At 51.6% G+C, this 26,607-nt stretch carries 30 protein-coding genes; 10 read left to right on the top strand and 20 right to left on the bottom strand.

The annotated features are described in order from the left end of the window. Window positions 1-73: 73 nt before the first annotated feature. The 5 genes from rnc to ACJJI3_RS00785 all read right to left on the bottom strand — a co-directional run bounded on the left by rnc (window position 74) and on the right by ACJJI3_RS00785 (window position 5,409). Window positions 74-754: a ribonuclease III gene (rnc, locus tag ACJJI3_RS00805; protein ID WP_444941152.1), complete on the bottom strand. Its 681-nt coding sequence runs from the start codon at window positions 752-754 to the stop codon at window positions 74-76. Further along, entirely contained in the window at window positions 747-1,187 is a 441-nt protein-coding gene (locus tag ACJJI3_RS00800; protein ID WP_444941151.1) for a DUF4845 domain-containing protein, read from the bottom strand. The genes rnc and ACJJI3_RS00800 overlap by 8 nt, the downstream gene beginning before the upstream one ends. Before the next feature lie 55 nt (window positions 1,188-1,242). Next, window positions 1,243-2,010 carry a signal peptidase I gene (gene lepB, locus ACJJI3_RS00795; protein WP_413662745.1) on the bottom strand — a complete coding sequence of 256 codons (768 nt, stop codon included), beginning with the start codon at window positions 2,008-2,010 and terminating at the stop codon, window positions 1,243-1,245. A 58-nt stretch (window positions 2,011-2,068) separates the two neighbouring features. Next, complete coding sequence (lepA, locus tag ACJJI3_RS00790) at window positions 2,069-3,874, bottom strand: translation elongation factor 4 (protein ID WP_413662746.1); 1,806 nt, start codon at window positions 3,872-3,874, stop codon at window positions 2,069-2,071. 134 nt (window positions 3,875-4,008) lie between these two features. After that, window positions 4,009-5,409, bottom strand: a complete 1,401-nt coding sequence (locus ACJJI3_RS00785) for a Do family serine endopeptidase (RefSeq protein ID WP_444941150.1) — start codon at window positions 5,407-5,409, stop codon at window positions 4,009-4,011. Between the two features lie 171 nt (window positions 5,410-5,580). On the opposite strand from ACJJI3_RS00785, the gene mpaA reads away from it, so the two are divergent. After that, a complete protein-coding gene (mpaA, locus tag ACJJI3_RS00780; RefSeq protein WP_444941149.1) occupies window positions 5,581-6,285 on the top strand; it encodes a murein tripeptide amidase MpaA in 705 nt (234 codons plus the stop codon). Here mpaA and ycjG read toward each other — a convergent pair. From ycjG to rpoE, 5 genes are all read right to left on the bottom strand, one after another. Then, complete coding sequence (ycjG, locus tag ACJJI3_RS00775) at window positions 6,273-7,220, bottom strand: L-Ala-D/L-Glu epimerase (RefSeq protein WP_444941148.1); 948 nt, start codon at window positions 7,218-7,220, stop codon at window positions 6,273-6,275. The two genes, mpaA and ycjG, sit on opposite strands and share 13 nt — an antisense overlap. 83 nt (window positions 7,221-7,303) lie before the next feature. Further along, the gene (locus ACJJI3_RS00770) at window positions 7,304-7,753 is read right to left on the bottom strand and encodes a SoxR reducing system RseC family protein (protein WP_444925500.1); all 450 of its coding nucleotides are present in this window, start codon (window positions 7,751-7,753) and stop codon (window positions 7,304-7,306) included. A gap of 12 nt (window positions 7,754-7,765) precedes the next feature. Next, a complete protein-coding gene (locus tag ACJJI3_RS00765; protein ID WP_444941147.1) occupies window positions 7,766-9,004 on the bottom strand; it encodes a MucB/RseB family sigma factor regulatory protein in 1,239 nt (412 codons plus the stop codon). A gap of 1 nt (window position 9,005) precedes the next feature. Beyond that, window positions 9,006-9,710 carry a sigma-E factor negative regulatory protein gene (locus tag ACJJI3_RS00760; RefSeq protein WP_444898008.1) on the bottom strand — a complete coding sequence of 235 codons (705 nt, stop codon included), beginning with the start codon at window positions 9,708-9,710 and terminating at the stop codon, window positions 9,006-9,008. 118 nt (window positions 9,711-9,828) lie between these two features. Beyond that, complete coding sequence (gene rpoE / locus ACJJI3_RS00755; protein WP_282931954.1) at window positions 9,829-10,443, bottom strand: RNA polymerase sigma factor RpoE; 615 nt, start codon at window positions 10,441-10,443, stop codon at window positions 9,829-9,831. 178 nt (window positions 10,444-10,621) lie between these two features. Here rpoE and nadB point away from each other — a divergent pair, with 178 nt between their 5' ends. Then, window positions 10,622-12,229 (top strand): L-aspartate oxidase, encoded by a 1,608-nt coding sequence (gene nadB / locus ACJJI3_RS00750; RefSeq protein WP_413662753.1) that lies wholly within the window; start codon window positions 10,622-10,624, stop codon window positions 12,227-12,229. A 46-nt stretch (window positions 12,230-12,275) separates the two neighbouring features. Here nadB and ACJJI3_RS00745 read toward each other — a convergent pair whose 3' ends face one another. Then, window positions 12,276-12,728, bottom strand: a complete 453-nt coding sequence (locus tag ACJJI3_RS00745) for a protein YgfX (protein ID WP_444941146.1) — start codon at window positions 12,726-12,728, stop codon at window positions 12,276-12,278. Next, on the bottom strand, window positions 12,703-12,948 hold the full coding sequence (locus ACJJI3_RS00740) for an FAD assembly factor SdhE (RefSeq protein ID WP_282931952.1): 246 nt from the start codon (window positions 12,946-12,948) through the stop codon (window positions 12,703-12,705). The genes ACJJI3_RS00745 and ACJJI3_RS00740 overlap by 26 nt, the downstream gene beginning before the upstream one ends. A gap of 112 nt (window positions 12,949-13,060) precedes the next feature. Between ACJJI3_RS00740 and ygfZ the strand changes: the two genes are divergently transcribed. The 3 genes from ygfZ (at window position 13,061) to ACJJI3_RS00725 (ending at window position 15,582) form a co-directional block, all read left to right on the top strand. Further along, window positions 13,061-14,101 carry a CAF17-like 4Fe-4S cluster assembly/insertion protein YgfZ gene (ygfZ, locus tag ACJJI3_RS00735; RefSeq protein WP_444941145.1) on the top strand — a complete coding sequence of 347 codons (1,041 nt, stop codon included), beginning with the start codon at window positions 13,061-13,063 and terminating at the stop codon, window positions 14,099-14,101. Between the two features lie 197 nt (window positions 14,102-14,298). Next, window positions 14,299-14,850, top strand: coding sequence for a hypothetical protein (locus ACJJI3_RS00730; protein WP_444941144.1), 552 nt, complete (start codon window positions 14,299-14,301; stop codon window positions 14,848-14,850). 186 nt (window positions 14,851-15,036) lie between these two features. After that, a complete protein-coding gene (locus ACJJI3_RS00725) occupies window positions 15,037-15,582 on the top strand; it encodes a hypothetical protein (RefSeq protein WP_282931949.1) in 546 nt (181 codons plus the stop codon). 158 nt (window positions 15,583-15,740) lie between these two features. Here the strand turns inward: ACJJI3_RS00725 and ACJJI3_RS00720 are convergent, their stop codons facing one another. From ACJJI3_RS00720 to ACJJI3_RS00685, 8 genes are all read right to left on the bottom strand, one after another. Continuing rightward, window positions 15,741-15,980, bottom strand: a complete 240-nt coding sequence (locus tag ACJJI3_RS00720; RefSeq protein WP_444941143.1) for a DUF1059 domain-containing protein — start codon at window positions 15,978-15,980, stop codon at window positions 15,741-15,743. A gap of 272 nt (window positions 15,981-16,252) precedes the next feature. After that, the gene (gene ung / locus ACJJI3_RS00715) at window positions 16,253-16,975 is read right to left on the bottom strand and encodes a uracil-DNA glycosylase (RefSeq protein WP_444941142.1); all 723 of its coding nucleotides are present in this window, start codon (window positions 16,973-16,975) and stop codon (window positions 16,253-16,255) included. Between the two features lie 2 nt (window positions 16,976-16,977). Beyond that, the gene (locus ACJJI3_RS00710) at window positions 16,978-17,568 is read right to left on the bottom strand and encodes a uracil-DNA glycosylase family protein (protein ID WP_444941141.1); all 591 of its coding nucleotides are present in this window, start codon (window positions 17,566-17,568) and stop codon (window positions 16,978-16,980) included. Window positions 17,569-17,581: 13 nt separating this feature from the next. Further along, entirely contained in the window at window positions 17,582-18,517 is a 936-nt protein-coding gene (locus tag ACJJI3_RS00705) for an SdiA-regulated/phytase-like domain-containing protein (RefSeq protein ID WP_444941140.1), read from the bottom strand. A gap of 64 nt (window positions 18,518-18,581) precedes the next feature. Beyond that, the gene (locus ACJJI3_RS00700) at window positions 18,582-19,520 is read right to left on the bottom strand and encodes a hypothetical protein (RefSeq protein ID WP_444941139.1); all 939 of its coding nucleotides are present in this window, start codon (window positions 19,518-19,520) and stop codon (window positions 18,582-18,584) included. A gap of 246 nt (window positions 19,521-19,766) precedes the next feature. Next, complete coding sequence (locus tag ACJJI3_RS00695) at window positions 19,767-20,711, bottom strand: esterase-like activity of phytase family protein (RefSeq protein ID WP_444941138.1); 945 nt, start codon at window positions 20,709-20,711, stop codon at window positions 19,767-19,769. Between the two features lie 11 nt (window positions 20,712-20,722). After that, complete coding sequence (locus ACJJI3_RS00690; RefSeq protein WP_108733959.1) at window positions 20,723-21,205, bottom strand: YajQ family cyclic di-GMP-binding protein; 483 nt, start codon at window positions 21,203-21,205, stop codon at window positions 20,723-20,725. A gap of 14 nt (window positions 21,206-21,219) precedes the next feature. After that, window positions 21,220-21,756, bottom strand: coding sequence for a YaeQ family protein (locus ACJJI3_RS00685; protein WP_282931942.1), 537 nt, complete (start codon window positions 21,754-21,756; stop codon window positions 21,220-21,222). Between the two features lie 86 nt (window positions 21,757-21,842). Here ACJJI3_RS00685 and ACJJI3_RS00680 point away from each other — a divergent pair, with 86 nt between their 5' ends. From ACJJI3_RS00680 to ACJJI3_RS00660, 5 genes are all read left to right on the top strand, one after another. Continuing rightward, complete coding sequence (locus ACJJI3_RS00680) at window positions 21,843-22,703, top strand: LemA family protein (protein ID WP_444941137.1); 861 nt, start codon at window positions 21,843-21,845, stop codon at window positions 22,701-22,703. Window positions 22,704-22,745: 42 nt separating this feature from the next. Then, window positions 22,746-23,492, top strand: coding sequence for a TPM domain-containing protein (locus ACJJI3_RS00675; protein WP_444941136.1), 747 nt, complete (start codon window positions 22,746-22,748; stop codon window positions 23,490-23,492). Then, on the top strand, window positions 23,492-24,103 hold the full coding sequence (locus tag ACJJI3_RS00670) for a TPM domain-containing protein (RefSeq protein ID WP_444911226.1): 612 nt from the start codon (window positions 23,492-23,494) through the stop codon (window positions 24,101-24,103). The genes ACJJI3_RS00675 and ACJJI3_RS00670 overlap by 1 nt, the downstream gene beginning before the upstream one ends. A gap of 151 nt (window positions 24,104-24,254) precedes the next feature. Beyond that, the gene (locus ACJJI3_RS00665; RefSeq protein WP_444941135.1) at window positions 24,255-24,740 is read left to right on the top strand and encodes a hypothetical protein; all 486 of its coding nucleotides are present in this window, start codon (window positions 24,255-24,257) and stop codon (window positions 24,738-24,740) included. 59 nt (window positions 24,741-24,799) lie between these two features. After that, window positions 24,800-26,584 (top strand): hypothetical protein, encoded by a 1,785-nt coding sequence (locus ACJJI3_RS00660; RefSeq protein WP_444941134.1) that lies wholly within the window; start codon window positions 24,800-24,802, stop codon window positions 26,582-26,584. The last annotated feature ends 23 nt before the right edge of the window (window positions 26,585-26,607 follow it).

The following is a 26,607-nucleotide window of genomic DNA, read 5'->3' as shown; positions in this document are numbered from 1 at the left end:
GCGCCCCCAGTGATACAAGGGGCTGTCATTACGATGCGGGAAATGGATCCGGCGCGCCGTTTCTATTGTAAGGTTAGTCCTGCCCGGTGAGGAGCTTATAGGCTTCCACCGCCGCAGTCTTTTCAGCATTACGGCGACTACTAGCTTCGCCTTTTACGGGCTGCGTAAGGCCACTGACACGACACTCCACTACAAAATGCTGTGCGTGTTCAGCGCCAGAAACATCTACGACTTTATATTCCGGCAGAGGTTTTTTTCGAGCCTGTAGCCACTCCTGCAAGCGAGTTTTGGGATCCTTCACAGTCTCTAATGATAGGCCCTGCAAGCGCAATGCAAACCACTCAAGTACCCGGGCGCGCGCAGCCTCCAAACCGGCATCCAGATAGATGGCCCCAATAAGAGCCTCTACGGCATCGGACAGAATCGATGCCCGACGAAAGCCGCCACTCTTCATTTCACCTTCACCGAGGCGCAGGCAATCGCCAATTTCCAACTCCCGGGCAAGTTTTGCCAGGGTTTCACCGCTAACCAATTGTGCCCTCAAGCGGCTCAACTGCCCCTCACGCCCGTTGGGGAACTGCTCGTAAAGTGCCGCGCCGATAGTAAACCCGAGTATCGAGTCGCCGAGAAACTCCAGGCGTTCATTATTACGACTCCCGTGGGATCGGTGAGTAAGAGCCAACTCAAGCAACTCGGCTTGATCAAAATCATGGCCGAGGCGCTTGCAAAGGCGTTCCAATAAAAGATCAGTCACGTTTGCGGAATTGCTCCAGATCGATCAGCGGATCACAGCAAAGCTCCGGCTTTGCAGTGTCGAGCTGCTTATTAAACTTCATCACAACATCTACGTTGTATATCAGCGGCTGGCGCAGCTCGTAATTGATGCTCACCACTGAGCCTTTTGATCCACGAACCACCTTTACCGACTTGGTAGGTTCTCCGCGTACATTATTAACTAGGAAAAAACGGCTTAGATCATTCTTAATCTGACCGCTAGTCATATTTTCCAGGTTTGGGTTTTGCCCAAGGGATTTTAACCCTTCGCTAACGTAGCGAGCATCCACATAAGCCGGAGCCATTTTAGAAACACAAGTCAATACAAATCCGACCACCGCTATAACCAGTAACCATCCCCAGTAGCTCATACCGCGCTGCTGCTTCAGTGAAAGGTTGAGTTTACCACCCATAACTATGCCCTCTATCCTTTATAAATAACCGGGCTAATATGCCCGGCTGGTTTCTTTATTGGATTGAGCCTACACGCTTAAAGCTGGGCAAACTGAGCAATTTGTCCCAGTGCATCCAAATGGCGAAAGCTTTGCCGACGATATCCTTCTCTGGGACAAAGCCCCACTCCCGGCTATCGAGGCTGTTATCACGGTTATCGCCCATCATAAAATAATGCCCTTCCGGCACTACACCACTAAAGTTACTGTACTGCCGGGGGCGGACACTTTTCTGCATCTCGTGGCGATAGCCATCGAGATCTTCCCACATGACTTCTGTTTGCGGGTTACTCGGCGGGATAGCCCGGATCAATTCTTGGCGAGCCATCTCACCGTTGACATAGAGCACATTGTTCTTCAGCTCTATCTTGTCACCGGGCAATCCAATCACCCGCTTGATGTAGTAGGTATCGTTATTGTGGGGCGGAAAGAACACCATGACATCGCCGCGCTTGGGCTCCCCCACATCCATTACCTTGGTTCGGGACACTGGCAAGCGCACACCGTAGGCGTACTTGTTGACCAGAATAAAATCCCCGACTTCCAATGTTGGAATCATTGAACCTGAAGGAATCTGGAAGGGCTCGACAATAAAAGAGCGCAGAACAAATACGATCGCCAGAATCGGGAAGAAAGACTTCGCGTACTCGACAACGATCGGATCTTCTTGCTGGTCCCCAACATTCTTCTTGCGTTGACGGGCGAAAAACAGGCTGTCAACTAACCAGATTCCGCCACTAATCACAACCAACCACAGCAGAATCAGAGGTAAATTTATATCCATTACTTTTCTCTACTATCCCTTTATCCCTTATTTTTCGTCGTGGCGTAGGACCGAAGCCCTACTGATCCACCTTCAGTACCGCCAGGAATGCCTCCTGCGGCACTTCAACACGACCCAACTGCTTCATTCTGCGCTTACCCGCTTTCTGCTTCTCCAGCAGCTTCTTCTTACGAGTAACATCACCACCGTAACATTTAGCTGTCACGTTTTTGCGCAGCGCCTTCACCGTGGTTCTCGAAACTACCTGACCACCAATAGCCGCCTGGATCGCCACATCAAACATCTGACGGGGAATCAGCTCTTTCATCTTTTCAGCCATAGCGCGGCCTTTCTGCTGCGCATTATCGCGGTGGACAATCAGCGCCAGAGCATCCACCCGGTCACCATTAATCAGGATATCCAGTCGCACCAACTTGGCCGCTTCAAAGCGGACAAAGCTGTAATCCAAAGAGGCAAAGCCGCGGCTTACGGATTTGAGGCGGTCGAAGAAGTCCATAACCACTTCGCTCATCGGCAGTTCATAGCGCAGGGACACTTGTGAACCTACGTATTGCATGTCTTTTTGAATACCGCGTTTTTCCACACACAAAGTGATGACGTTGCCCAAATACTCCTGAGGTACAAGAATATTCACCTCGGCAATCGGCTCCCTCATCTCTTCGATGGAGCCTACATCGGGTAAGCGCGATGGATTATCTACCATCACTATCTCACCGTCTGACTGCTCAACTTCATAAACCACGGTCGGCGCTGTGGTAATCAGATCCAGGTCGTATTCCCGCTCCAGACGTTCCTGGATAATTTCCATATGCAGCATGCCGAGGAAACCACAACGGAAACCAAAGCCCAGGGCATCGGATGTTTCTGGTTCGTAGAACAGGGAGGCATCGTTCAGCGACAGCTTCTCCAGCGCATCCCGGAAAGCCTCATAATCGTCTGAACTAACCGGGAACAAGCCTGCATAAACCTGGGGCTTAACCTTCTGGAAGCCCGGCAGCATATCAATGTCATCGGCGCCCTTAGCATGGGTCAGCGTATCGCCCACAGGAGCGCCATGAATATCCTTGATCCCTGCCACCACAAAGCCCACTTCACCTGCGCGAAGCACACCGGTTTCGTGGCGCTTGGGTGTAAAGATTCCCACGCTGTCCACAACATGGGCACGACCGATAGATTTGGTGACAATCTTTTCTTTGGTTTTCAGGGTGCCCTGGACAACACGCACCAAGGAAACAACGCCCAGGTAGCTGTCAAACCATGAGTCGATAATCAGCGCCTGTAGAGGAGCATCGACATCGCCTTCCGGCGGTGGTACCAAGCGCACCAGATCTTCCAGTACATCCTCAACACCGAGGCCAGACTTAGCACTGCAACGAGTCGCTTCGGCGGCATCGATACCGATAATATCTTCAATTTCTTCGGCAACCTTTTCAGGGTCTGCCTGGGGCAAGTCCATCTTGTTCAAGACAGGGATAACTTCCAACCCCTGTTCAATGGCTGTATAGCAGTTGGCAACCGACTGGGCCTCAACGCCCTGGGCGGCATCTACCACCAGTAGCGCGCCTTCACAAGCTGCCAGAGAACGGGACACCTCATAGGAGAAATCCACGTGTCCGGGGGTATCAATAAAGTTCAGCTGATAGGTCTTACCATCGCGCGCTTCATAGTCGAGCGTCACACTCTGCGCCTTGATGGTAATCCCACGCTCGCGCTCGAGCTCCATGCTGTCCAGCACCTGTTCAGCCATCTCCCGATCGGAGAGGCCACCACAGTCCTGGATAAAGCGGTCAGCCAGGGTAGATTTCCCGTGGTCGATATGGGCAATAATGGAGAAATTGCGGATATGAGAGAGATCTGTGGCCACTGCGGAATAAAAACCCTTGCAAAATCAAATGATTAGCTGGCTATAGTGCCAACTGTGTGGCGCAAGTCTAACAGAACTCATGGACAGAGGTGAGAGCTAGGTGGCCCAATGGGCCACCAATCGCTGGAAAGCGGCTAGCTTTCGATCTTAATTGTACGGAAAGTGGACTGCCCGGCCCGGAAGAAGCGAATCGGCAATAGCTCATCCTCCGGCAGATCCTTGACGACAGTTTTGTAGTCACTAATGTCGCCAACTTCTTCAAAACCAAGTTGCGCGATGATATCACCACTGCGCAAACCTGCTTTGGCACCGGGCTTGCCTGGAATCACCTGCTTCACCAGCACCCCAGTTTCCACATTCCAGCGCTGCTTCAGGATATCGGGAATTTCCTCAACCACGACACCCAGCCGCCCACCCACTCCAGAGCTGGGATTGGCTGCCACTTGCCTCGCTTCATCTTCAGAACCCGGCAGGGTGCCGACAGTAACACTCAGGCGCTCGGGTTTACGATTGCGGATCAACTCCACCTGGGCCTGTGTACCCGGTCGAATCTGGCCTACAACGTGCGGCAGGTCACCAAAAACTCCTATCTTCTGACCATGGAAGCGCAAAATGATATCACCGGGCATAATTCCCGCTTGAGCTGCGGGCGACCCAGGGCTCACCTGATCGATCAGGGCGCCGGCGGGCTTACCAAGGCCCATGGCTTCCGCCATATTGCGGTCGACATTACTGATTCCCACTCCGAGCCATCCGCGATCCACCCGCCCTTTTTCTTTTAACTGGGCAACCACATCCTGGGCAAGGCTTGCGGGAATAGCGAAGGAGAGCCCGATAGAACCGCCACTGCGGGTATAGATCTGAGAGTTGATACCCACTACTTCACCATCCAGGTTAAACAGCGGGCCTCCGGAATTGCCGGGGTTAATTGCAACATCTGTCTGGATAAAAGGAACGTAATTCTCGCGGCTCTCATTGGGGATACTGCGCCCCATCGCACTGACGATCCCGGCGCTTGCGGAGTAGTCCAAGCCGAAGGGAGAGCCAATAGCGACAACCCATTCTCCTACCTGCAGTTCTTCGGAATCCCCCCAGCGTACTGACGACAGGCCCTCCGCGTCGATCTTTAACAGGGCCAGGTCGGAGCGCACATCCTTGCCAATAACCTGCGCCTCGTATTCGCGACGATCGGTCAATGTAACGGTTACCTGGTCTGCACCATCGACCACGTGATTATTGGTTACGATATAACCGTCTTCAGAGATGATAAAGCCGGAACCCATACTCGCTACCGGACGCTGCTGGCGCTGGCGCTGGCGCGGCTCGAAAAGGTGGCGGAAGATATCGGGAATTTCCTGCTGAAGCTGCGGCTGGCTGCTGCGACTAGTGCGGTTGCGATCAACCGTGTTGATTTTGACGACTGCCGGAGAGTTATCTTCGATTAACTCCGTAAGTTCGGGTAGTCCGCGGGCACTGGCAGCCCCGGAAACCAACAGACACAGAACCAGTAGATATTGTGTACAACGTTTAACCATAGGTTTGTTACCCCTAGTGATCCCTTCTAATATGAAACCATTGGATTTTCGAGTCCTTTCAAGGGCAAGCCTTGGCTTGTCCAGCCCCTTAGGGACTCTCAGTAACGACTTAGTGGCGATCTAGTCACCAAAGTTCTACAACAGACTGTAAAACTGTGTAAAGAGTTAACGATGTCCGAAATGCGCCCGCGCCCAGAACGCGGTCAGTTTCACCTGCCCACTGAGCTCTACGGCCAAAGTGTTTTGGGTGCCCCTCTACTCTATTTTCCCGCACAAACCGGCACCCACCACGGCCTCATAATGGCCGGCACCCACGGAGATGAAGTCGCCGCAGTCGTCGCTCTATCCTGCGCGTTGCGGGCCCTCGCCACCAACTCATTGAGACATCACGTAATCCTCGCTGTCAATCCGGATGGCTGCCAGCTGGGCACCAGGGCCAACGCACGCGGCGTAGATCTCAACCGCAACTTTGCCACTGCAAATTGGGATGGCAGTGGCAATGTCTACCGGTGGAACAGTGCTGCGGAAAAACGCGATGTTCGGTTAAGTACAGGTGATAGCGCCGCCTCTGAACCCGAGACCTCTGCACTTTGCCAGCTGTTTGCAAAGCTGGGACCGACCTGGACCGTTTCCATTCACGAGCCCCTTGCCTGTGTCGAGGACCCCAGCAACAGCCCTCTGGGCATGCGGCTTGCCAGCGATTTCAAGCTGCCTCTGGTTGGGGATGTGGGTTACCAGACCCCAGGATCATTCGGCACCTGGTGTGCAGAGCAAACACTGCCCTGTATTACCCTTGAATTCCCCCCAATATCAGCTGATGCGGCAAGTGAAGACTATCTGCAAGCGCTAATCGACCTGCTGACTTACGACCAATAAACTCTTCCTGCCTCGAAACGCAGAGGGGGCTCCACATCGCTGGCCAGCCAAGTGGGCCCATCCAGGTCCAGAAAGCTAGCTCGACTTCCCAGGGGCCAGGCTGCGCGGATAGCCCGAGAGGTACACAGCATGCATCCCAGCATAATTTCCAGGCCGAGTTCAGCCGCCTCATCTGCCAGTGCCAGGGCCTCGGTAATCCCGCCAGTTTTGTCCAACTTGATATTGATCATCTCATAGCGTTTGAGCAACTTCGGCAGATCCTCCCGAGTATGGCAACTCTCGTCCGCACAAATCGTCAGCGGGTGTTCAAAGTTCTCCAAAAATTCATCTTCACTCGCTGGAAGTGGCTGCTCAAGCATCGCCACCCCCAGCTTGCTTAAATCATGACATCTCTGCAACAAGGTCTCTTTTCGCCATGCCTCATTGGCATCAATCACCAACCTGGCATCCGGTGCTGCTGAGCGTACTGCCGACACCCTTTCTTGCACATGTTGGTCATCAAGTTTCAACTTGAGAACATCAGCTCCCGCAGTCACAGCAATTTTCGCAGCACTTGCCATTGCCTCGGGACTATCAACAACTAATGTCTGTACGGTAGGGAGAAAATCCGGAGCCGGGTGTGGACGCCCCGCTTTTTTAACCTCCCAATCTGCCAGCGCACAATCCAGTGCATTTCGCGCCGCTCCGGCAGGCATACGCAGCTGTAACTGCTCTCGGGTCAACCCATCGCTCACCTCTTTGAGCATTGGCTGCAGCTGGTGCAAAACAGAGGCAGCACTTTCTCCATAGCGAGCATAAGGCGTGCACTCACCGACGCCAGAGACTTCACCATCACTAAGCTCCACCACCACAACCTGAGCCTCAGTGCGCGCGCCACGAGAGATGACAAATGCAGTACGTAGAGGCCAGCGCTCATCAAAACAGCGAGCCCTCATTGGCAGAGCCTCCAGGCAATAAATGGAACTCTCAGTTTAGGTCAGGGAGACTAGGGCTAACTGGCGAAGGCGGAGGCGGCGGGCTATTTCTTTTGGGAGGGCTCAATCTGCAGAAGTACTGGGGTGTAGGTGGGGTTTTGCGACTGGGACCTACTGTACCAGCGAACGCCCAAAGCACCTAAGACCAGACCGATCAAGGCCCCAATTACAGCACCGGGTTCAGCGAAGAGCGAATCCCCAATCAGTGCAACTAGCACCAGGGACATCAAGGGGACGAGGTAAACCAGCAAGGCACTACTGGTCAGGGCATTCTCGGTAATACCAATTACCGCCACATCATCGAGGTGGATTTTATCTGCGGAAAAACCGTTGAGAGCTACTTTAACGCGGGTCGAAGAAGAAAACAGATCGCCCAGCAATCCAGTCCCACAGCTGGACTTGGTAGAACAGCCATTACAGGCGCTACTCTGGGTGGTCTCCACCCAGATAGCATCGGACTCTATGGCCACCACCCGGCCACGCTCTTGAAGCACCTATATGCTCACTTAGCTCTTTGCGGTAATTGAGCTGGCGACACGGCGCGCTGTAGTTTCGGGGATTTCACCCACCACTGTTACAGTGTAAGCAACGCCTTCAATTTCCAGGCGGTCCATATAGGCTGTTGTAGCTCCGCGGATTGCGCGACCTTTAAAGCCCTCAAGTTCTGGACCGAGGCGCTGGACAAATACAGAAAACACTCCCAGCCCGTCGCTAAACACCATCATATCGCCATCAGATAAGGGCTTGACGGACACTACCCGGAAACCGTCGGGCAACCAGCCCACCTGCCAGCGGCTCTGTGAAGCCGTACACTCATTCCGATTATCGATGCGCCGGGCATTATTCGAGACCGCCTGTAGTGCGGCATCCTCTACAGGGGAGAGATCCAGTTGTACAAACTGGTAACGCTCCAGTACGCGGCCCTGGGTGCTAACCAGCATGGTCTTCAACGGCAGCCCAGTCTGTTTATCGAGACTCACTACCAACCCCAGGCGATAGCGGTCCCTCGGTCGCGCCTCAATCACAACAGCATCGCGATCCGCGATTCGCTCCTCACCCCGCAAGATAAATTGGTAGGCGCGCTGAGCCTGTTGTTGGCCCGCCGAGTTCCATGCTGTAGCACGATTTCTTGGCGAAGCACTGACATCGCAATTTCCGGCACTGCCGTGGCTGATCAACTCTCTAGGCTCACCACTGAGGTAGCGCACGCGCTCTACCTGCTCACCTTCTCGAACCGCGTGAACCACCTGCAAGGTCTCCAGGAGGCCCGCATGCTCAAAGGTCACCAGACCACTGTATTCAAGCTCAGTTACTGCTTTTGCCAACTTGGCTAGCCAATGCTCAACCTCGTTGCTACTCACTACACCCGGGCTTACCAGGCCGCTCTGCGCTGCAGGGTTGAGATTCGCAGGATTGAGATTAACTACACCAGATGTCACCCCCTCTTGCGCCGGCACGGTACCAACAGCGCCTTCCGGAGCTGCAGTTGCTGGATCGGCCGGTACTGCGGCAGGGCTTTCCACCTTAACCGAGCCCCCGTCTGTCATAGCAACCTCCACTACAGCTGGGGCTGCTGCGGGAGCAGTACTCATATCGAGATTGATGGTGGTGGGGGCACTGGGTTCGACCCCAGTGTCAACCTGGGCAAATGACATGGGTGCCAACAACGAGGAGGCCAACAGTAGACCGTTGGCCTTGAGAATCCCGCTGAAAATTCGGCGCCCCCTGGTTTCGACTTTCGTCACACTACATTCCAACCTGTTCGCCGTAAGTGGCGCGAGCAAAGGGAACCATGCCCTGACTGCCCACATGAGCGGCTTGTTCTGAGTGCTGAATCATTACGCGATTCAGGTGGCGCATCAACTCGGGAGTCGGGGCCTGCTGAATTACGGCCTGCCCCACAACACCGGTGCGTTGTTCCGGCACAAAGCGGGGAGCCGCAGTGCTCACTGAACGCGTGGAAGGGGCGGGCACATAGAAACCGGAAGGCTGCGGTGCAGACTGAACGACCGGCTGAGCCTCCCGTTCTACCGAAGCTACCGGCTGGTTTGCCCCCTGAATAGCGCTCTGTGGAGAATCTGTCATTTGCTGCACACCCAAAATGGCAGCAAAGGCCACCGTCGCAGCAACAGCACCACGGGACAGCGGACGCCACCAGCGATTGTTGACCAAATTGCCAGCAACCGCAGATCCCCCATTGCCGTTTTGCGACAGAGGCTCTTCCTCATCGATGGCGGCAGAAATACTCGCTGCAAGGCCGATGTCGACCGGCGCGACCTGTTCGCGGCGCATAACACTCGCCGCAAGTTGGTAACGCGACCAGCGCTCACCGAACTCTTCAGAGGCCGCGCTGGCCTTCAGAAGCCGTTGCAGCTCCAGTTCGCTGACTTCGCCATCCATGAGCGCCGAGAGCGACTCGTTAAGACGTTCCTGATGATTCCCGTGGGACATAGGGGTTAACCCTCTTGTGCAATCATTTATTCGGTGCCCACAAGCACCATATTTGGTTACATGTTATGACCGGAGTCTGAGCGGTTGGTTTCCCCGACTGGGAAAATTTTCTGCAATTTTAACCCCTGTCACCCAGTGTTTCCGGCTCGCCGGCCATCACGGCCTGGACTGTCCGGTCTATCGCCTCCCGTGCGCGAAATATTCTAGAGCGCACAGTTCCCACCGGGCATCCCATAACCTCGGCGATTTCCTCGTAGCTCAGTCCCTCAAGCTCTCTCAGCGTTACCGCTGAGCGCAGATCCTCTGGCAGTGCGCGAATAGCGCGATGCACCGCCGCTTCCAGCTGGTCGCGAAACATCTGACTTTCAGGTGTCTCGTTGTCACGCAGCAGGTCAGCACCCGAGTAAAACTCAGCATCTTCCAGTTCAACATCGGAAGATGGCGGCCGACGACTGCGGGAAACCAGGTGATTCTTGGCGGTATTGATCGCAATCCGATACATCCAGGTGTAAAAAGCACTCTCGCCGCGAAAATTGGCAAGAGCACGATAAGCCTTAATAAAAGCTTCTTGGGTTACATCCTGTACTTCACTGTGGTCCTTAATGAACCGACTCACTACAGCAACAATTTTGTGCTGGTACTTGAGTACAAGAAGATCAAAAGCGCGTTTGTCCCCTTTTTGTACTCGTTCTACCAGCTCACGGTCACTCGTTGACGCCTGATGCGCTGTCATCCCCAACTCCCATATCCAGCCACACTGCGGGCGCCACAAAATTTAACTGCGGGGCCACCGGCGCAGGCGTTTCTTTTACTGTGTTGATGACAATGACAATAGGACATAAGTTCCACGTCAAATCGACGAATAATCAGGAGGCGCTATACTACGCGACCCTTAAACATAATTGAAATCTATGAATGCTCAGGCAAACTACGACGTTCTCGTAATTGGAAGCGGTGCAGCAGGCCTTACACTGGCCCTGCATCTCGCCTCCCAGTATCGCGTGGCCCTGCTCTCCAAACAGAGATTGCAAGATGGCTCCACCTGGTTCGCCCAGGGAGGCATCGCTGCAGTGCTGGATGAGATGGATTCGGTTGAGTCGCATATTGCAGACACATTAGACGCGGGTGCAGGACTCTGCCACCCCGCTTCAGTGCGCTTTACCGTAGAGGAGAGCACTGCTGCGATCAGCTGGTTAATCGATCAAGGGGTGGACTTCACCCGCGAGGAGCAGGGCTACCACCTTACTAAAGAGGGGGGGCACAGTCACAGGCGCATTATTCATAGCGCTGATGCCACCGGCCAAGCGGTACACAGCACCCTGATCACCAAGGTGCTAAACAGCCCCAATATCGATTGTTTCGAACACCACGTTGCCATCGATCTAATTCGCCAGCCGGATCCAGATAAAGGCCGATTTCGCTGTGCCGGCGCCTACGTACTCAACAAGAGCAACGATGAGGTCGAGCTGATCCAGGCTAAAGCCGTCGTCCTGGCCACCGGGGGGGCCAGCAAGGCCTACCTTTATACCAGTAACCCGGACGGTGCCAGCGGCGATGGAATCGCAATGGCTTGGCGCGCCGGGTGCCGCGTGGCCAATATGGAGTTCAATCAATTTCACCCCACTTGCCTTTACCATCCCAAGGCCAAAGCCCTGCTGGTAACAGAGGCTTTACGCGGTGAAGGCGCTGTACTCAAGCTTCCCGACGGCAGCCGGTTTATGGACCGCTTCGACAAGCGAGGAGAGTTGGCACCACGGGATATCGTCGCCCGCGCTATCGACCACGAAATGAAGCGGCTGGGGGCAGATTGCCTCTATCTGGACATTTCCCATAAAGATCCTCAGTTTGTACGCGATCACTTCCCAACGGTTTATAACAATTGCCTTCGATATGGCATTGATATCACCCGAGAGCCTATTCCAGTGGTGCCTGCAGCTCACTATACCTGTGGCGGCATTATGGTCGATCGCCATGGGCGTACAGATCTGGACCAGCTCTACGCCATTGGCGAAACGACATTTACCGGCTTACACGGCGCCAACCGCCTTGCCAGTAACTCGCTGTTAGAGTGTCTGGTTTACGCTCGCTCAGCAGCCCTGCATATCGATGAGCACCTAGGTATGGTACAGGCGCCCCGCCCGTCTCCTGACTGGGATGCATCGCGAGTCACCGATTCCGATGAAGATGTAGTGATTTCCCATAACTGGGATGAGCTGCGCCGGTTTATGTGGGACTACGTAGGCATTGTGCGCACCCGCAAGCGACTCTTGCGCGCACAACACCGAGTAACGTTGCTGCAGAAAGAAATTCGCGAGTTCTACGCCAATTACCGCATCAGCAGTGACCTGGTTGAACTGCGCAATCTCTCCCTGGTATCGGAACTAATTATTCGTTCGGCCCTGGATCGCCGCGAGAGCCGGGGGCTGCACTACTCCCTCGACTACCCCCAACTGCGTGAACTTGCTATGGACACGATTTTGGTGCCAGAGAACTTTGCCGGCCAACGCCAATTTATTTAACCGACCAACGTTTAACCAGCTGGGCCCGCCACGGCAACCCAGCTAACTAGCGGGAATAGCGCAGTGCCACTTGTAGCCTGCGCCAATCCTGCGGCGCCAGCATATCCTTGGCCAGCACCAGACGGAGCCGGCGCCCAGCCCTGTCCCGACCATTAATCACCACCAACCAAGACCACAACACCAGCTCATTTACAAACTGAAATTCGCGACGATCTGCGCCATCAGGGTGCCAAAACCACCTTCGCGCACAGGTCGATAAATGGCCTCTCACAGCTTTTACCCTGCGCCACTCTATCCCGGCGTAAACCATAACAAAAAGGCTCGCCAGCCCTGATAACACTAAAGGCAGGTTACACAACCAGACCAGTAAGATCGCCAGGAAGGTGATCAGCAAAAGGAGCAAATGCAAAAGAAAGGAAGGCGCAACGACGCAACTTAAGCGGGCGCTGCGCTCATAAAGCGAGGGTGTCGAGCTATTCCTGGAGTCCGGTGTTGTCACGGATGATTTGCACTATACGCTTCAAGTCCGGGTCAGCCGGATCTTCTCGACGCAAGAACCAGGCGAACAGATCCTGATCCTGCTCATCGAGCAGGCGGATATAGCGCTGCTGATCCTCTGGCTCCAGGGTCTCGTAAACATTATCCAGAAACGGCAGCAACACCAGATCCAATTCCAACATGCCACGGCGACTGGCCCAAAACAGGCGGTTGCGATCCATACTTCTTTCCAACCAGATAAAAAGCGCAGTATACCCCCTGCCCCACCAAACTTGAAAAGGGCGCGAAGGACCCCCAAATTATGCCCCGAATACAAATGCAGGTGGCAGGATTATGGATCAGCAACAGTGGCAGGATTTTCTCAGCAACGAGGGCGCCATTTGGGAGGGCAGCAAAGCTCACTTCCCTCTCACCAGTCGCGAAGACCCTCAGAGTTTGCACCTGCTGGACCTGGGCCCAATCGGAGCTATTTCCATTACCGGACCCGACAGCCAGAAGTTCTTACAGGGGCAGCTCACCTGTGACTTGATCAACCTTCCCGATGAACACAGCACCCTGGGAGCTCACTGCAACCCCAAGGGGCGTATGATCAGTGCTTTTAGTGCACTGAAACTTTCGCAAAGTGAGTTCATCTTCCGGTTGCCGAAGGATTTGGCCCCCATCGCCCAGCAAGCGCTGGCCAAGTACGCCGTCTTTTTCAAAACAGAGCTGCGAGACATCAGTGATGAAACCCACTGGTTAGGCCTGCAGGGGCGCGATGTGGCAGAGCTCACCTCCAAACTGCTGGGCTTCGAGCAACCCTCAGTCGGCGAGGTGAAGCTATTTGACTTCGAAGGAGAGCGCTGCATTGCCCAATGTATTACCGACCTGCAGCTAGCCATCCTGGTACCCACCAGCAAGGTCCAGCAACTGTGGCAAAAGCTATCACCAGAGTGTGAAGCTACCGGCTATGACTGCTGGCAAATGCGCCAAATTGGAGCCGGTATCCCTCAGGTGGACGCCGCCACGACAGAGATGTTTATCCCGCAGATGACCAACCTGCACCTGCTCGGTGGCGTGAGCTTTAAAAAAGGCTGCTATACCGGCCAGGAAGTAATTGCCCGGATGCAATTCCGCGGCGCTGCCAAACGTCGCCTTTACCGGGCCAGCTGCGCTTCGGGGGATCTCCCTGAATCGGGCATGGAGATATTTGGAGATGGAAAGCAAAGTATTGGTAATCTGGTGGAAGCCTGCCATAGCAAAGAAGGCATTCAGCTACTCGCCGTACTCACCATCGCCAAAGTGGCCGCAGGTGAAACCTTACACCTGAAAGATGGCCGCACTTTGGATATCGAGGAACTCCCCTACGATGCAGACGCCGATCCGCTAGCCTAAACAGGAAAATTACTTTTAATCAAAAAGGCGGCTTTTTAGTCGCCTTTTTTGTTTATGAGTTAACAACCAGAAAGAAACCTCTGAAAAGCAAAAAGGTTTGCACCACTCAAAACGCAGCTTACTACCGCTACTATATTTATAGATATTCCCCTAGGCATCAAAATTCCAGCTTAATAAAGCAGTAGAGGGAGGCAATATTGAAAGAGTTAGACCAACTAATTGTCGTTCTTGAATGCTGCATTATTCTGGCAGGCTTTGCTGCAATAGTTGGCACACTCCAACCCACTAAAGGCAGAAATCTTGGCAAAGGAAGAATTGTATCCCTCGCGATGATTATTTATATCAGTTTGATCAACGCATTACTGGCTGCCTTCACCCTGACTCTATCCAATTTTGATCTCGCTGATCGCACCCTGTGGTCCTTGAGTAGTTTTGCCATGAGTGTGGCTACATCATTCTCTATCGGCTATCTCTGGATAAAGAAACGGCTCAAATCTATCTCTATTATCGCCAAGATTACCTACTTCCTTCTTTTCGGCATTGCCGGCTCAGTCGTTATTATCAATATCATGAATGCGCTAGGGATTGTCTTCAACAAGGAATATGGGCCGTATTTTTTATCTTTTGTATGCAACCTCTTTGTCGTCGGTTATGCATTTTCAAGACTGCTTATGCGCCCATTATGGGTAGCTGTTAAAGAAAATGAACTAGGCCGAACCGGCAAGGAGAAAACGGTGGCGTCCGGCTGATTTTCAGCTAAAAGTGTGGTGCCAACCATTGGACACCTACACCTAACAATAATTATTAACCATATAGCAAGCAGGCTAAAATAAAGCTAATTGTGAGACGGGAAACAACTTACCAGCTCTCCATTTCACTCATATACTGTTATCAACTTTCCTATTTAACCTTTCTGCTTGGGACAATAGCGGAAGATGGAAAAACTGTCGGTACAAATCGATCAATTGCTTGTCATTATTGAAATATCCATAGTGCTGGCAGGATTTGCGGCAATGGTTGCCACTTTTCAGTCAAGGAGAATAGAGAGTATCTCTAGGGGTCATGTGGTGTCCCTGGCCATGATTGTCTATATCAGCCTATTCAGCGCACTGCTCGCCGCCTTTTCTTTGGCACTTTTGAACTTCCGTATCGATGCTGGCTATGTTTGGTCTACAAGCAGCTCCTTGATGGGAATAGCCACCACAGGCTTTATTGTCTATCTGTGGAAAAAAAGACACTTCAAATTTGTGTCTATTGTAATGAAAGTTACCTACTATGGGCTTTTCAGTATCGCTTCATCGGTAGTTATCGTCAGCACCCTCAACGCTACTGGCATATTTTTCGAAAGAGAGTTTGGCCCTTATTTTTTAGCCTATATCTGTAACTTGTTTTTTGTCGGCTTTGCGTTTGCCCGGCTATTAATGCGACCTCTTTGGAAGGCCGTTGAAACCAAAAAGAAACACCCTGTGAAGGGCCGCTAATCAAAAACAGAGAAGGTTATTGAGCAATTAATATATCACCACTCAACTGGAAATACTTTCTGATTTACTCAAGCCCTATATCCACAGTCAATTCCAGCACGATTTTAGCGCCATTTTTTTACGCTCAAATGATTTTTACCCATAAAATACTAATTTTTCTATTTACAATCCGGGAGAGATGAAAATTCCGCCTTCTTTGACTCATACCACTTCTGCATTGATTCTGGATCTTTCATCAAATCCTGCATTTTTTTCATAGCTTGCAAGTGCTGTGCATCATTTTTTCGATACATCTCGATTCCGTGCATCTTGCTAAGCTCCGCCACCTCTTCAAAGTTATTCCCACGAAACTCCACATCGCAGGCGCCTCCCAACTCCTTGCAGGTCATCATTTTCATAGCAATTCCACCTTAGATCTCACAAGTGATACTTTATCGGACAGATAAATAACTTCAAAAGAGCCAAAAATAGATAATAGCTCTGATTGGCTTTCAAGCCTCTAAAGACTCTCATCACAAAACACTGCCGAAGCAGAGAGTTGACGCATATAACCACTAAAAAATAGAAAGATTTTTTATCTAGAAGCCAAGAGAAGGATAACAGGAATAGAATTTTTGGCTCTCTGGATAAATACAAACCCGGACAGATAACACCTATCCGGGGCAAGCCACTAAATCTCCACAGCAATCCGCTTCAATTGACTCGCCTCTGGCAAAGCCCATTCAATAGGCTTCTCGCCACGCTGCTGCAACCAGTGATTCGCCTGGGAAAAAGGACGGGTACCAAAGAACCCCCGGTGCGCAGATAGAGGGGAGGGATGTGGAGCACGCAACACCAAATGCTTATTGCGGTCGATAAAGCCTCCCTTCTTTTGGGCATAGCTCCCCCAAAGAACAAAGACTAACCCTTCGCGCTGTTCCGCTAGCTTGTGAATCGCCGCATCCGTAAATTGCTCCCAACCCTGCCCCTGGTGGGCGCCGGCCTTGCTGTCCTCAACAGTAAGGGTGGCATTTAGCAAAAGCACGCCCTGCTCTGCCCAAGGTTGCAGGCAACCGTGGTGTGCAGGGGGAATACCCATATCGGAGTGCAACTCTTTATAAATATTTTGCAGCGATGGAGGAATGCGTACTCCGGGCATCACAGAAAAGCACAGGCCATGGGCTTGGCCAACGCCATGGTATGGGTCCTGACCCAGGATAACGACTTTTACCTGATCAAAAGGTGTGGAGTTAAAGGCATTAAAGATCTGGCCACCGGCTGGGTAGATCTTCTTGCCGGCAGCCTTCTCCCCCTTTAAAAACTGACGCAATTGGGCCATGTAGGGTTGGTCAAACTCCCCGCCCAAAACATCGTACCAAGAGGGGTGGATCTTTATTTTGTCCGGAACCGGCATTCTTAAACCTTCAATATCTTTTTAACATGGTGTTGTAACTCGGGCACAACCTCCTCCTCAAACCAGGGCCTGCGACGCAACCACAAGGTGTTGCGCGGGCTGGGATGCGGCAAGGGAAAGTATCCCGCTGGCAGTGCATCGCGGTAATGGCGAACATTCTCGGTAATACTGCCATACCAGTGCGGGAGGTAATGGCGCTGGGCGTATTGTCCCACCAACAGCGACAGTTGCAAGTTGGGTAATTGTGTCATTAGGCGCTGATGCCAGGTGGCGGCACACTCGGGTCGCGGCGGCAGGTCACCGCCCTTGCCGCGCCCAGGGTAACAGAAGCCCATGGGAATAATGGCGATCTGGGACTCGTCATAAAAGGTGTCCCGGTCGATCGCCAGCCAATCTCGCAGGCGATCTCCTGAGGGATCATTCCAGGGAATACTGGTCGCGTGGACCTTGGTGCCCGGGGCTTGGCCGACGATCAATAGGCGTGCAGACGCTGCAGCCCTCAAGACTGGATTCGGCCCTAGAGGAAGTTGTTCTTCACAGAGGCGACAAGCCCGTATTTCCTCCAGCAGTGCCGGTAACTTCTCAACTACCACCTATTTTACGCCCCTATTGTTTACCGTCGGGGAAAGCCAAATGTAACAACCGAGCGCGGCGATCCTGGGGATCACGGGCACGACTGATATTATTGTTATTGAAAACCACAAATACCCCCTGGTTATTTACAGCAACTCCAGACCCCATCCCCCCCAACCGCGACACTTCATAGGCGTGCTCCGGGGATTCTTCAATCTCACGGTAAACCAAGCACCATTCAGCTTGCAAGCTCGGCAGAGCTCTTCTACATACCGCATATGCGTTGCTTTCAAGAGTAAAAAGAGCGCCGTCATGATAATCAAGTCCTCTCAGATTCTCCGGGTGGTCTCCAAAATCCAGCCCCACTACAGAAGGCAAGGAGAAAACTTGAAACTCTCCTTTACTTCCCACCTTTAACAATCCCCTGGGTTCCCGCTCTAAAGCTACCCACAAGTCATCGCCAACCTCAACTATTCCCTCCCCGCCATTATTGTATCTCAGCGAATAACCCAGGTGCTCTATTGCTGATGACCACTTGTTATTAATCCAGCGTGAACTCCCATCTGTGCCCACTTCTGCTATTCGATTGTGGCGTTCACTCAATAAAAATGTACCGTCGTCTCTACAACATATTCCACCAAAACGCATTGCGGATTTAGGCCGCAATAAATCCATAACAAAGTGAGAAACATTATCGGCTACTCCCCTTTTGGGCGAAGGCAGGCCACTAACTTTCAGGTATTTTTCTAATGTAGCACCCTGGCCGTGCAAATTGATTCTATATATTTTTTCCGATTCTTTAGGGGAGATCGTTATTAATTGGCCACAAAAACTCAAACCAGATAGACCTACACCCGAGCTATTATCTATCCAGTAATCAGCAACATCTTTAGCCAAAAAAATCTCAGCAGCCATTCCCACGGATGCTAAAAATATGAAATTAATTGCGAGGAAAACTGTCTTGATCATTACATCCCCCTTTAAACACAACCCAACTATTCGAACCCCAATAATAGAAAGTCTCTATTGGTATTTAGTCAGATTGATCTGGTAGAGCCAGATGTAATAAGAGTGCTCTGCGATCCTGAGGGTCGTGAATACGGCTGATATTATCATTGTCAAACACAATAAAAACGCCCCGCTCTCCAATAGCCAAACCATCTCCCTTGCCACCGGTCCGCGATACCTCATAGCCGAGTTCAGAGGAGTTTTCATGTTCCCAGTAATCCAGGCACCACTCAGCTTTCAAGCTGGGTAATTCCCTGCGACAAACTGCATAGGCATTCGGTTCCAGGGTCCACAAAGCGCCATCATAGTAATAGAGGCCTGCCATATTTTCCGACTCATCACGAAAATCCAGCCCTTTTACTGGCGGCGGAGTAAAAATCTGTACACTTCCCTTGGGGCCGAGTTTTACCAGGGCACGGGGATCCCGCTCTATAGCCATCCAAAAGTCATCGCCCACCTTCTGTAGCCCTACACCGGAGAGGTTGTACCCGTGCATATAACCTTGGGCTTTAGCCGTGGCCGACCACATATTTTCTAACCAATGCCCCTTTCCCTCCATATTTATTTCGGCTATCCGGTTGTAACGTTCACTCAACAAATAGAATTTATCATCGGCACAGGTGATGGCTTCAAAATCCATCGCTGCGGCTGGGCGGGTAAGTTCCAGTAGAAAATACCATAAATTAGTAGGCCTATCTTTTTTCGGAACCCGGAGCCCAGCCAGCTTGATATAAGGCTCCAAGGTTGCACTCCTATCTCCTAATACTATCTGGTAGATCTCCCTGGATTGCTTATCCGACACCGTAACCATTTTTCCATCGCAAAAACTCAAACCAGATATACTTAACCCGGCACTATCATCCACCCAGTAGTGAGCTATTTTTTTGGCGGGAATAATTTCAGCTGCCAGCCCCAAGGGTGACAAGAGCGCCCATACGATAGTTAAAAAAATACGCTTAATCACGACCCTTCCAATTTATCGCCAAAGTGATTTAGGAACCGGGAGATTCCCTGCGGCCAACAGACACTACCAAGCTGTAAGGTCCCAATAGCTATTGGTACACAGCATAGTTACCCCAATTGCTCTAAACAATTTTAGCGCTAGTGACTAGAAGATATTTTAAAAATGGAGGGAGTTGTTGAACAGGAGAGAACTAGAGGGATGGGATTAGCGCCGGCTCTCGGGAAGTACGGCGCCAAACAGAGTCAATTATTGCTGCCTACTGGCCTCATCTGGCATTGCCAGATGCAACAACAGCGCGCGCTTGTCGTCAGGCGCCAGGGCACGGCCGATATTATTGTTGTCGAGGATAACGAAAATACCCTGCTCTCCGACTGCCAGCCCCTCGCCCTTTCCATAGCGGGTTTCTTCATAAACCCGCTCGGGAGATTCTTCAAGGGCGCGATAATCCAGGCACCACTCGGCTTCCAGGCTGGGAAGTGCCCTGCGGCACACAGCGTGGGCGTTGCGCTCCAAGGTAAAGAGTGCGCCGTCGTGGTAATCCAACCCCGCCAAGTCCTCTGAACGGCCAGCAAAGTCCAGGCCATCTACTTGAGGCAGAGTCAGTGTGCTGGCCTCGCCATCTGCATTAAGCCTCAACAAACCACGGGGTTCGCGCTCCATGGCTACCCAGAAAGTATCGTCGGCTTTCACCAACCCCTCGCTGGAAGCATTGGTCTTCTGTAGAAACCCCTGGGACCTGGCTAATGCGGACCAGCTATGCTCCTGCCAGCGTGCATTTCCCTCGATATCTACGATGGCAATACGATTGTAATGCTCACTGACCAGATAGACCTGGCCATCGCTACAGGTAACACCTTCAAAGTCCAGATCTTCTGCCGGGCGGAACAACTCCTTGAAGCCTTCCCAAGCGCTGACAGGCTCATCCTGCTCCGGTATCCCAAGGCCGCTTAAGCGAAGATGTGATACCAGGCCGGCACTGCCATCGCGAAGTTCAAGCGTGTAGATCTCTTCAGAATTCTTATCGGAGACTGCCAGCAGATCTCCAGAACAGAAACTTAAGCCGGAAATATCCAGGCCTGCACTACTATCAACCCAATAGCTGGCCAGCAACCTAGCCGGGGTAATTTCTGCGGCTATCGCCAGTGGCGACAACAGCACGGATAGAACACTGAAGAGAGTACGCTTGATCACTGCAAAACCAATTAATCGCGGAAGTTATTAAACTGCAATGGCTGTTCCAGCTCTTTACCGCGTAACAAGGCGATCACCTGCTGCAAGTCATCGCGCTTCTTGCCAGTAACACGCACCTGCTCACCCTGAATGGCAGCCTGCACCTTGAGCTTTTCATCTTTGATCAGCTTAACAATCTTTTTTGACAGTTCTTTGTCAAGGCCATTTTTCAGGGTCACGTCCAATTTGACCTGCTTGCCGGATTGCTCTTTATCACCTACATCCATCGCCAGTGGATCGATATCGCATTTGATCAGTGCGCCGCGCAGCATATCCACCATCTGGTCTACCTGCATGTCCACTTCAGCGCGAACTACCAAGGAGAACTCACTCATCTCCACTTCCGCATCCACACCTTTAAAGTCGAAGCGGTTGGTAATAGTGCGATTCACCTGATCCACAGCGTTGGTGAGTTGGTGCTTATCCACTTCAGATACAATGTCAAAAGAAGGCATTAAGTTGTCTGCTCCTATTTCCAGGTTTCCGGAGTAATCTCCGCGTTGTTGTCACTATCGGCCAGCCAGATATGACCATCCTGAATGGTTGCACTCAGGTCCATATTGCGCTCAGCCATAGCCGCCAATTGCTCAGTGGCATCAGCGGCTAAATGGTAGACGGTAAGGTTATCAAAGCGCTCCAATTGGCTGGCCTGTTTCTGCCACCAGATTGGTGCTGCACGGCGCCCGTAACTGTATACGATAACGCGCTTCGAGCGGTTGCAGGCTTTGCGAATTCGTTCCTCAGTGGGAAGCCCTACTTCGATCCAGAGATCGATTTCCCCGCTCAAGTTCTTTTGCCAGAGATCCGCTTCCTCATCGGAGGACAGTCCCCGGGTAAACTCCAGCGTTTCTGCCGCATTGTGTGCAAAAGCCAGTAGCCTCACCATCATACGCTCATCTGTTTCCGAGGGATGTCGCGCCAAAGTGAGCGGATGTTCGGCGTAATAATCCCTGTCCATATCGGATATCTGGACTTTGGCCTTAAATATTGTTGCTTTTAACGCCATTTTGGCTCCATGGTGATGCCTTCTCCAGCGCCGGGAGTCAGGCGGACTATTCTTGATGGGTTCACGTGAGAATAAGGATATTCCGCATGACCTCTGCGCTCCCCAGCGGCTGGCCCTTTTGGCAGAGCTCACTGCTACTGCTGCTGGCAACCACCCTCAGCGGCTGTGGTGTCAACAATATCCCAACCTATGACGAGCAGGTTAAAGCCACCTGGGCCCAGGTTCAAAACCAATACCAGCGCCGTGCCGATCTGGTTCCCAATCTGGTGCAAACCGTAAAAGCTTACGCATCCCACGAACGGGAAACCCTACAAGCCGTCACTGAGGCCAGGGCCAAAGTCAGCTCTCTCCAGGTTGACGGCAACCTTCTCAATGACCCAGCCAAGCTGCAACAGTTCGAAGCAGCACAAGGCCAGTTAACCAGCGCGCTATCCCGCCTTATGTTGGTGGTAGAGCGATACCCCGACCTCAAAGCCAACCAGAACTTCCTCACACTGCAATCTCAGTTAGAGGGCACCGAAAACCGCATCAGTGTCGCGCGCCGGGATTATATCCAGGCTGTAGAGCGCTACAACCGCGAGATTCGCACTTTTCCAGGAAGAATCTGGCATGCCGTGCTCTACAGGGATATGCCGCTTCGAGAAACTTTCGAAGCCACCAGTGAAGATGCCGATAAGGCACCTGAGGTTAAGGAGTCTCTGAATAACTCCATGATACCTCTGGCATGCAGAGCGGTTCACAATCAAGGCGCGGCTTCGCAGGAATGTCTAGACCTTTCAAGAAGTCGCAACGCGGAGTGTGAATCGCTCTGCAAGCCCCGAAGGGCGGGCCTTGAAGGCCACAGCTGCTGCGTTGCAGCTCTTGCAAAGGGCTACGGCCATTCGCGGCGAGCTGCGCCTAACATCTGCAGCCTTCAAGACCCGCAGAGGTATTACGGAGTTATTTAGAGGCTCCTCAACTTCCAATAGACAGGCGCCATCGACCCCAAAATGAACCGCCCCAGTCTTGCCATAACCATCCTGATCGCTCTGGTCTGTGCCTTAACAGCCTGGGCCGATGTACAGTTTCCAGCGCTGTCCGGCCGGGTAGTAGATCAGGGAGAGTTGTTAAAGGCCGATGAGAGATACCAACTTACTGAGTTGATACAGCAGTATGAGCGCGACAGTGATAATCAGCTGGTCGTCGCCACCATCCCCGAGCTTCAGGGCATCACTATAGAGGAGTATGCCAACCAACTGGCACGCAAGTGGAAGCTAGGAAAAAAAGACAAAGACAATGGAGTGCTTTTCCTGATTGCGCCCAATGATAGAAAGGTCCGTATCGAAGTAGGCTACGGCCTGGAAGGAGCCCTAACCGATGCACTGGCAGCAAATATTATCCAAACCAAAGTACTGCCAGAGTTTCGCAATGGCGATTTTAGCGGCGGAATCAATGCAGGGGTTCGATCAATTATCGCCGCGACGAAAAATGAATATGTCGCTGAACCCGTAGAAACCAAAGAGGGACGCCGAATTGCTGTACTGGTCGGCCTGTTCCTTCTGCTGGTCATGCTACACCTCTTCGGCAGTGCCGCACTGGGTTCACCTGTACAGAGCCGTATTTTTAAGCGGGGGCGCTACGGCGGCTACTATGGTGGAGGCGGATTTGGCGGAGGTCTATCCGGCGGCAGCTCTGGGGGCGGGTTTAGCGGGGGCGGCGGAGGTTTTGGCGGAGGGGGCGCATCGGGAGGATGGTAATGCTTACCAATACTTATCAGCGCCAGGTAGCAGAGGCGATCAAGGAAGTAGAGTCTCGCACCGACGCTGAAGTCATGGCTGTGGTCGCCAAGGAAGCGGACAACTACCTTTATATCTCTACCCTATGGGCCGCATTCCTAACACTGTTAGTCTCCCCTCTGATCGAATTCCTGCCGTTCTGGATCAACCTCCAACAGGCGGTGACGCTTCAGTGGATTTTATTTATTGTCCTGGCAGTAATATTCCGCTGGCGCCCCATCACCATGCGCCTGGTACCAAAGAAAATAAAATTCTGGCGAGCTTCAAATTTAGCCCGCAGGCAATTTCTGGAGCAGGATTTACACGCAACCAAGGACCGACTCGGGCTTCTGATATTTGTTTCAGAAGCCGAACACTATGTAGAAATACTGGCCGACAGAGGCATTGCCCAACACATCACCAATGACAACTGGCAGAGAGTAGTTGAAAATTTTGTGCAACAAATCAAGCGGGGAAAAGCTGGAGAGGCATTACTGGCATGTATTGAGCAATGCGGAGATCTACTTCACGAAGCGATACCCACCAGCACCATTAAAGATGAACTGCCGAATCATCTAGTCGTCATCAATTAAATCCCCGTATCCCCCAAAACTGGCAACACCAACTTACTCAAGTTTCAAAACGAAACTCCACGCCATACCAATCTACCCTCCTATTGTGACCTGAATCATCAACTAAGCTGCCTAAAGACATAAAACCCATAAGTAAACTCTATACAAGAAGATGATTCCGACTAAAACCCCATTGCAGCTTTTCAGTATTACTCTTCTGTTACTGGTATCTGGATTCAGTGCCGCTCTCTGGTCTCAAGAACTACAAAAGAAAAATACGACTTCGGCAATCGGGGACGGTAACTTCCCGGGCACTCGTATAGTCTCCCCTCGCCCAAAGCAAGCCACCACCTACTTCCTGCCGCCATTGGGTAACAGCGATAAATTAACATTTCATGTCGAGCATCAGTGCAGCAACCACATTGGCGATCTCGGCGCCCTCAGAGTGGAATGGGCTATCAGTAACCGGCAAGTGAATTTTCCGACTTGGGACCCCAGCAGTACCAAACCGGAGTCCGAAAAGTTACCAGCTGACCCTGCTGAGGTTGTATTCGTACCCACTATTTATGGCGGAAAAGTAATTTATAAAAAGCTGACTGAGAAAATCTACGGGGAAGTCAATGCAACCTTCGGTACTGATCTTGAAGCACCAGACTAAATTAACCCCCCCTTCAAAAACGAATAATGTGCAACTGATCAACTCTACCCAAGCAACACATGACTCCCAAAGCGAAATTTTATTTATCATTCAGCAAAATACTTATCAGCCTGGCCCTGATATTATTCAACAGTACATTATCAACAACCAGCAAGGCTGATTTCATCAGTTTAAGTGGCGCTGAGACCGCCAACAATATTGCGGAGATCGATATACAAAAAAATATCCTAAACATTAGATTCGAGATATCAGCAAGCGATGCCAAACTATTTTGGCCAGGAATTGAAGATACACCAGATATTTATCGACTGGCACAATCGGCAAAAACCCAACAATCTTTCGACTTTCAAGTACTCTCTGGAAATAAGAGCATTAAGCCCAAACTCATCTCAATTCGAGTAGCCCAGAGAAAACCTAGAATTTCCCCTTTTGCTGGGCAAACCGATCCCCGCACCGGCATAAAAATGCCGGATTTCCCGGCAGATAAAAAGATTCTTTTAACTCAGCTGAAATATCCAATCGGTGGACTTTCAGACCTGCAACTAAAACCACCCATCGGTAGTGACAAGCTGGCATCCGTGACAATTGGCTTTACCAGTCGCCACGGGCAAACACCTATCAGCGGCTTTCACTACCTATCTCAACCTGAGCCACTCATTATCGACTGGAAAGACCCATGGAATACACATTTTAAGAACACCGACATTAGTCGGCATAATCGCTACCCTCTAATGTCTTTCCTCTACGTAGAGCCCCGCCAGATACGCCATGAGATACTCGTGCGCACCAAGGACTTACTGGAGTGGACTAATCACCCTTTTGATGCCTGGCAACCATTAACACCAGAAAGTAAGGCCTTCCTGCATCACACAGTACGCAGCTATCTAAATAATAAAAATCCAACTTCTATTGATCAGTCGCCCTCACAGCCGAATAGCATTGAGACTGTTTTTCTCCGCGCAAATAACAGCGGGTACTCACAGATTTCAGAGAATGACACTATTGAAATGGGCTCAGTGATGATTGGCTACCGGGAAAAATTTTCCATCGATGCACTGCCCCAGAGTGTTACCGTAGACTGGAATCTATTCACCGATACGATCAACTCCGTTCCCACCCTAATTCAGGACCCCACAGGCCCATTCCCCACCCATGTAATTCCCTCATTTCCTGATATTCAGTGGCACAACTACCTATACGATTACCGACCTCCAAATAGCGATCCACTTGCAATAGAAACCCCCAGCCTGGCGGTCCCTATGGCAATCCTATTTTCATTTCTTATTATTACGATAATTGTATTGACGCTATCCACAAAACACTCACTTATAGGCCGCAAGGGTTCAACTATTCTCTATACCGCCATAATAATCTCAGCTGTCGCTTTGTACCTCAATCTTCCAGAAGAATACCGGGTAAACCTTCCAGGAACCGCTAAAAAACGAGACTTGGGTCAAGTAACAGAACAGCTACTGTTAAAAGTTGCAGCCGCATTTAAAGAGCCTCTACCGATCAATCTGGAATTAAAGCTGAAAAACTTGATTACCAAGGAAGGGTTCGAAAGTACCTATTCAAATCTGGCACAAATTTATCGCCCCCAAACAACGAGTGGTGGCTTGGGATCAATCAGTGCTATTACAAATCTTAAAGTCGAGTACTCCAGTCAAATTAACCTGAATGGCAACAAAGGATTCCGGTTGATTACAAGTTGGCAAGCGGTAGTAGAGGACCGAAGCTGGGGACACTTTGAACAAAGACCGCAAGAGACCCGGGCCAATATCGCAATTATCCAGTCTGATAACCACTGGAAAATCGCTGGATTTACTCCCCTATCCGTACGGTAAGAATAAAATAGAGAAATAGCTAG

The organism is Microbulbifer maximicatervae (SeqCode) (assembly GCF_052466985.1).
The sequence above is the reverse complement of the archived record's forward strand: the minus strand, read 5'-3'. Positions and strand labels throughout refer to the sequence as shown.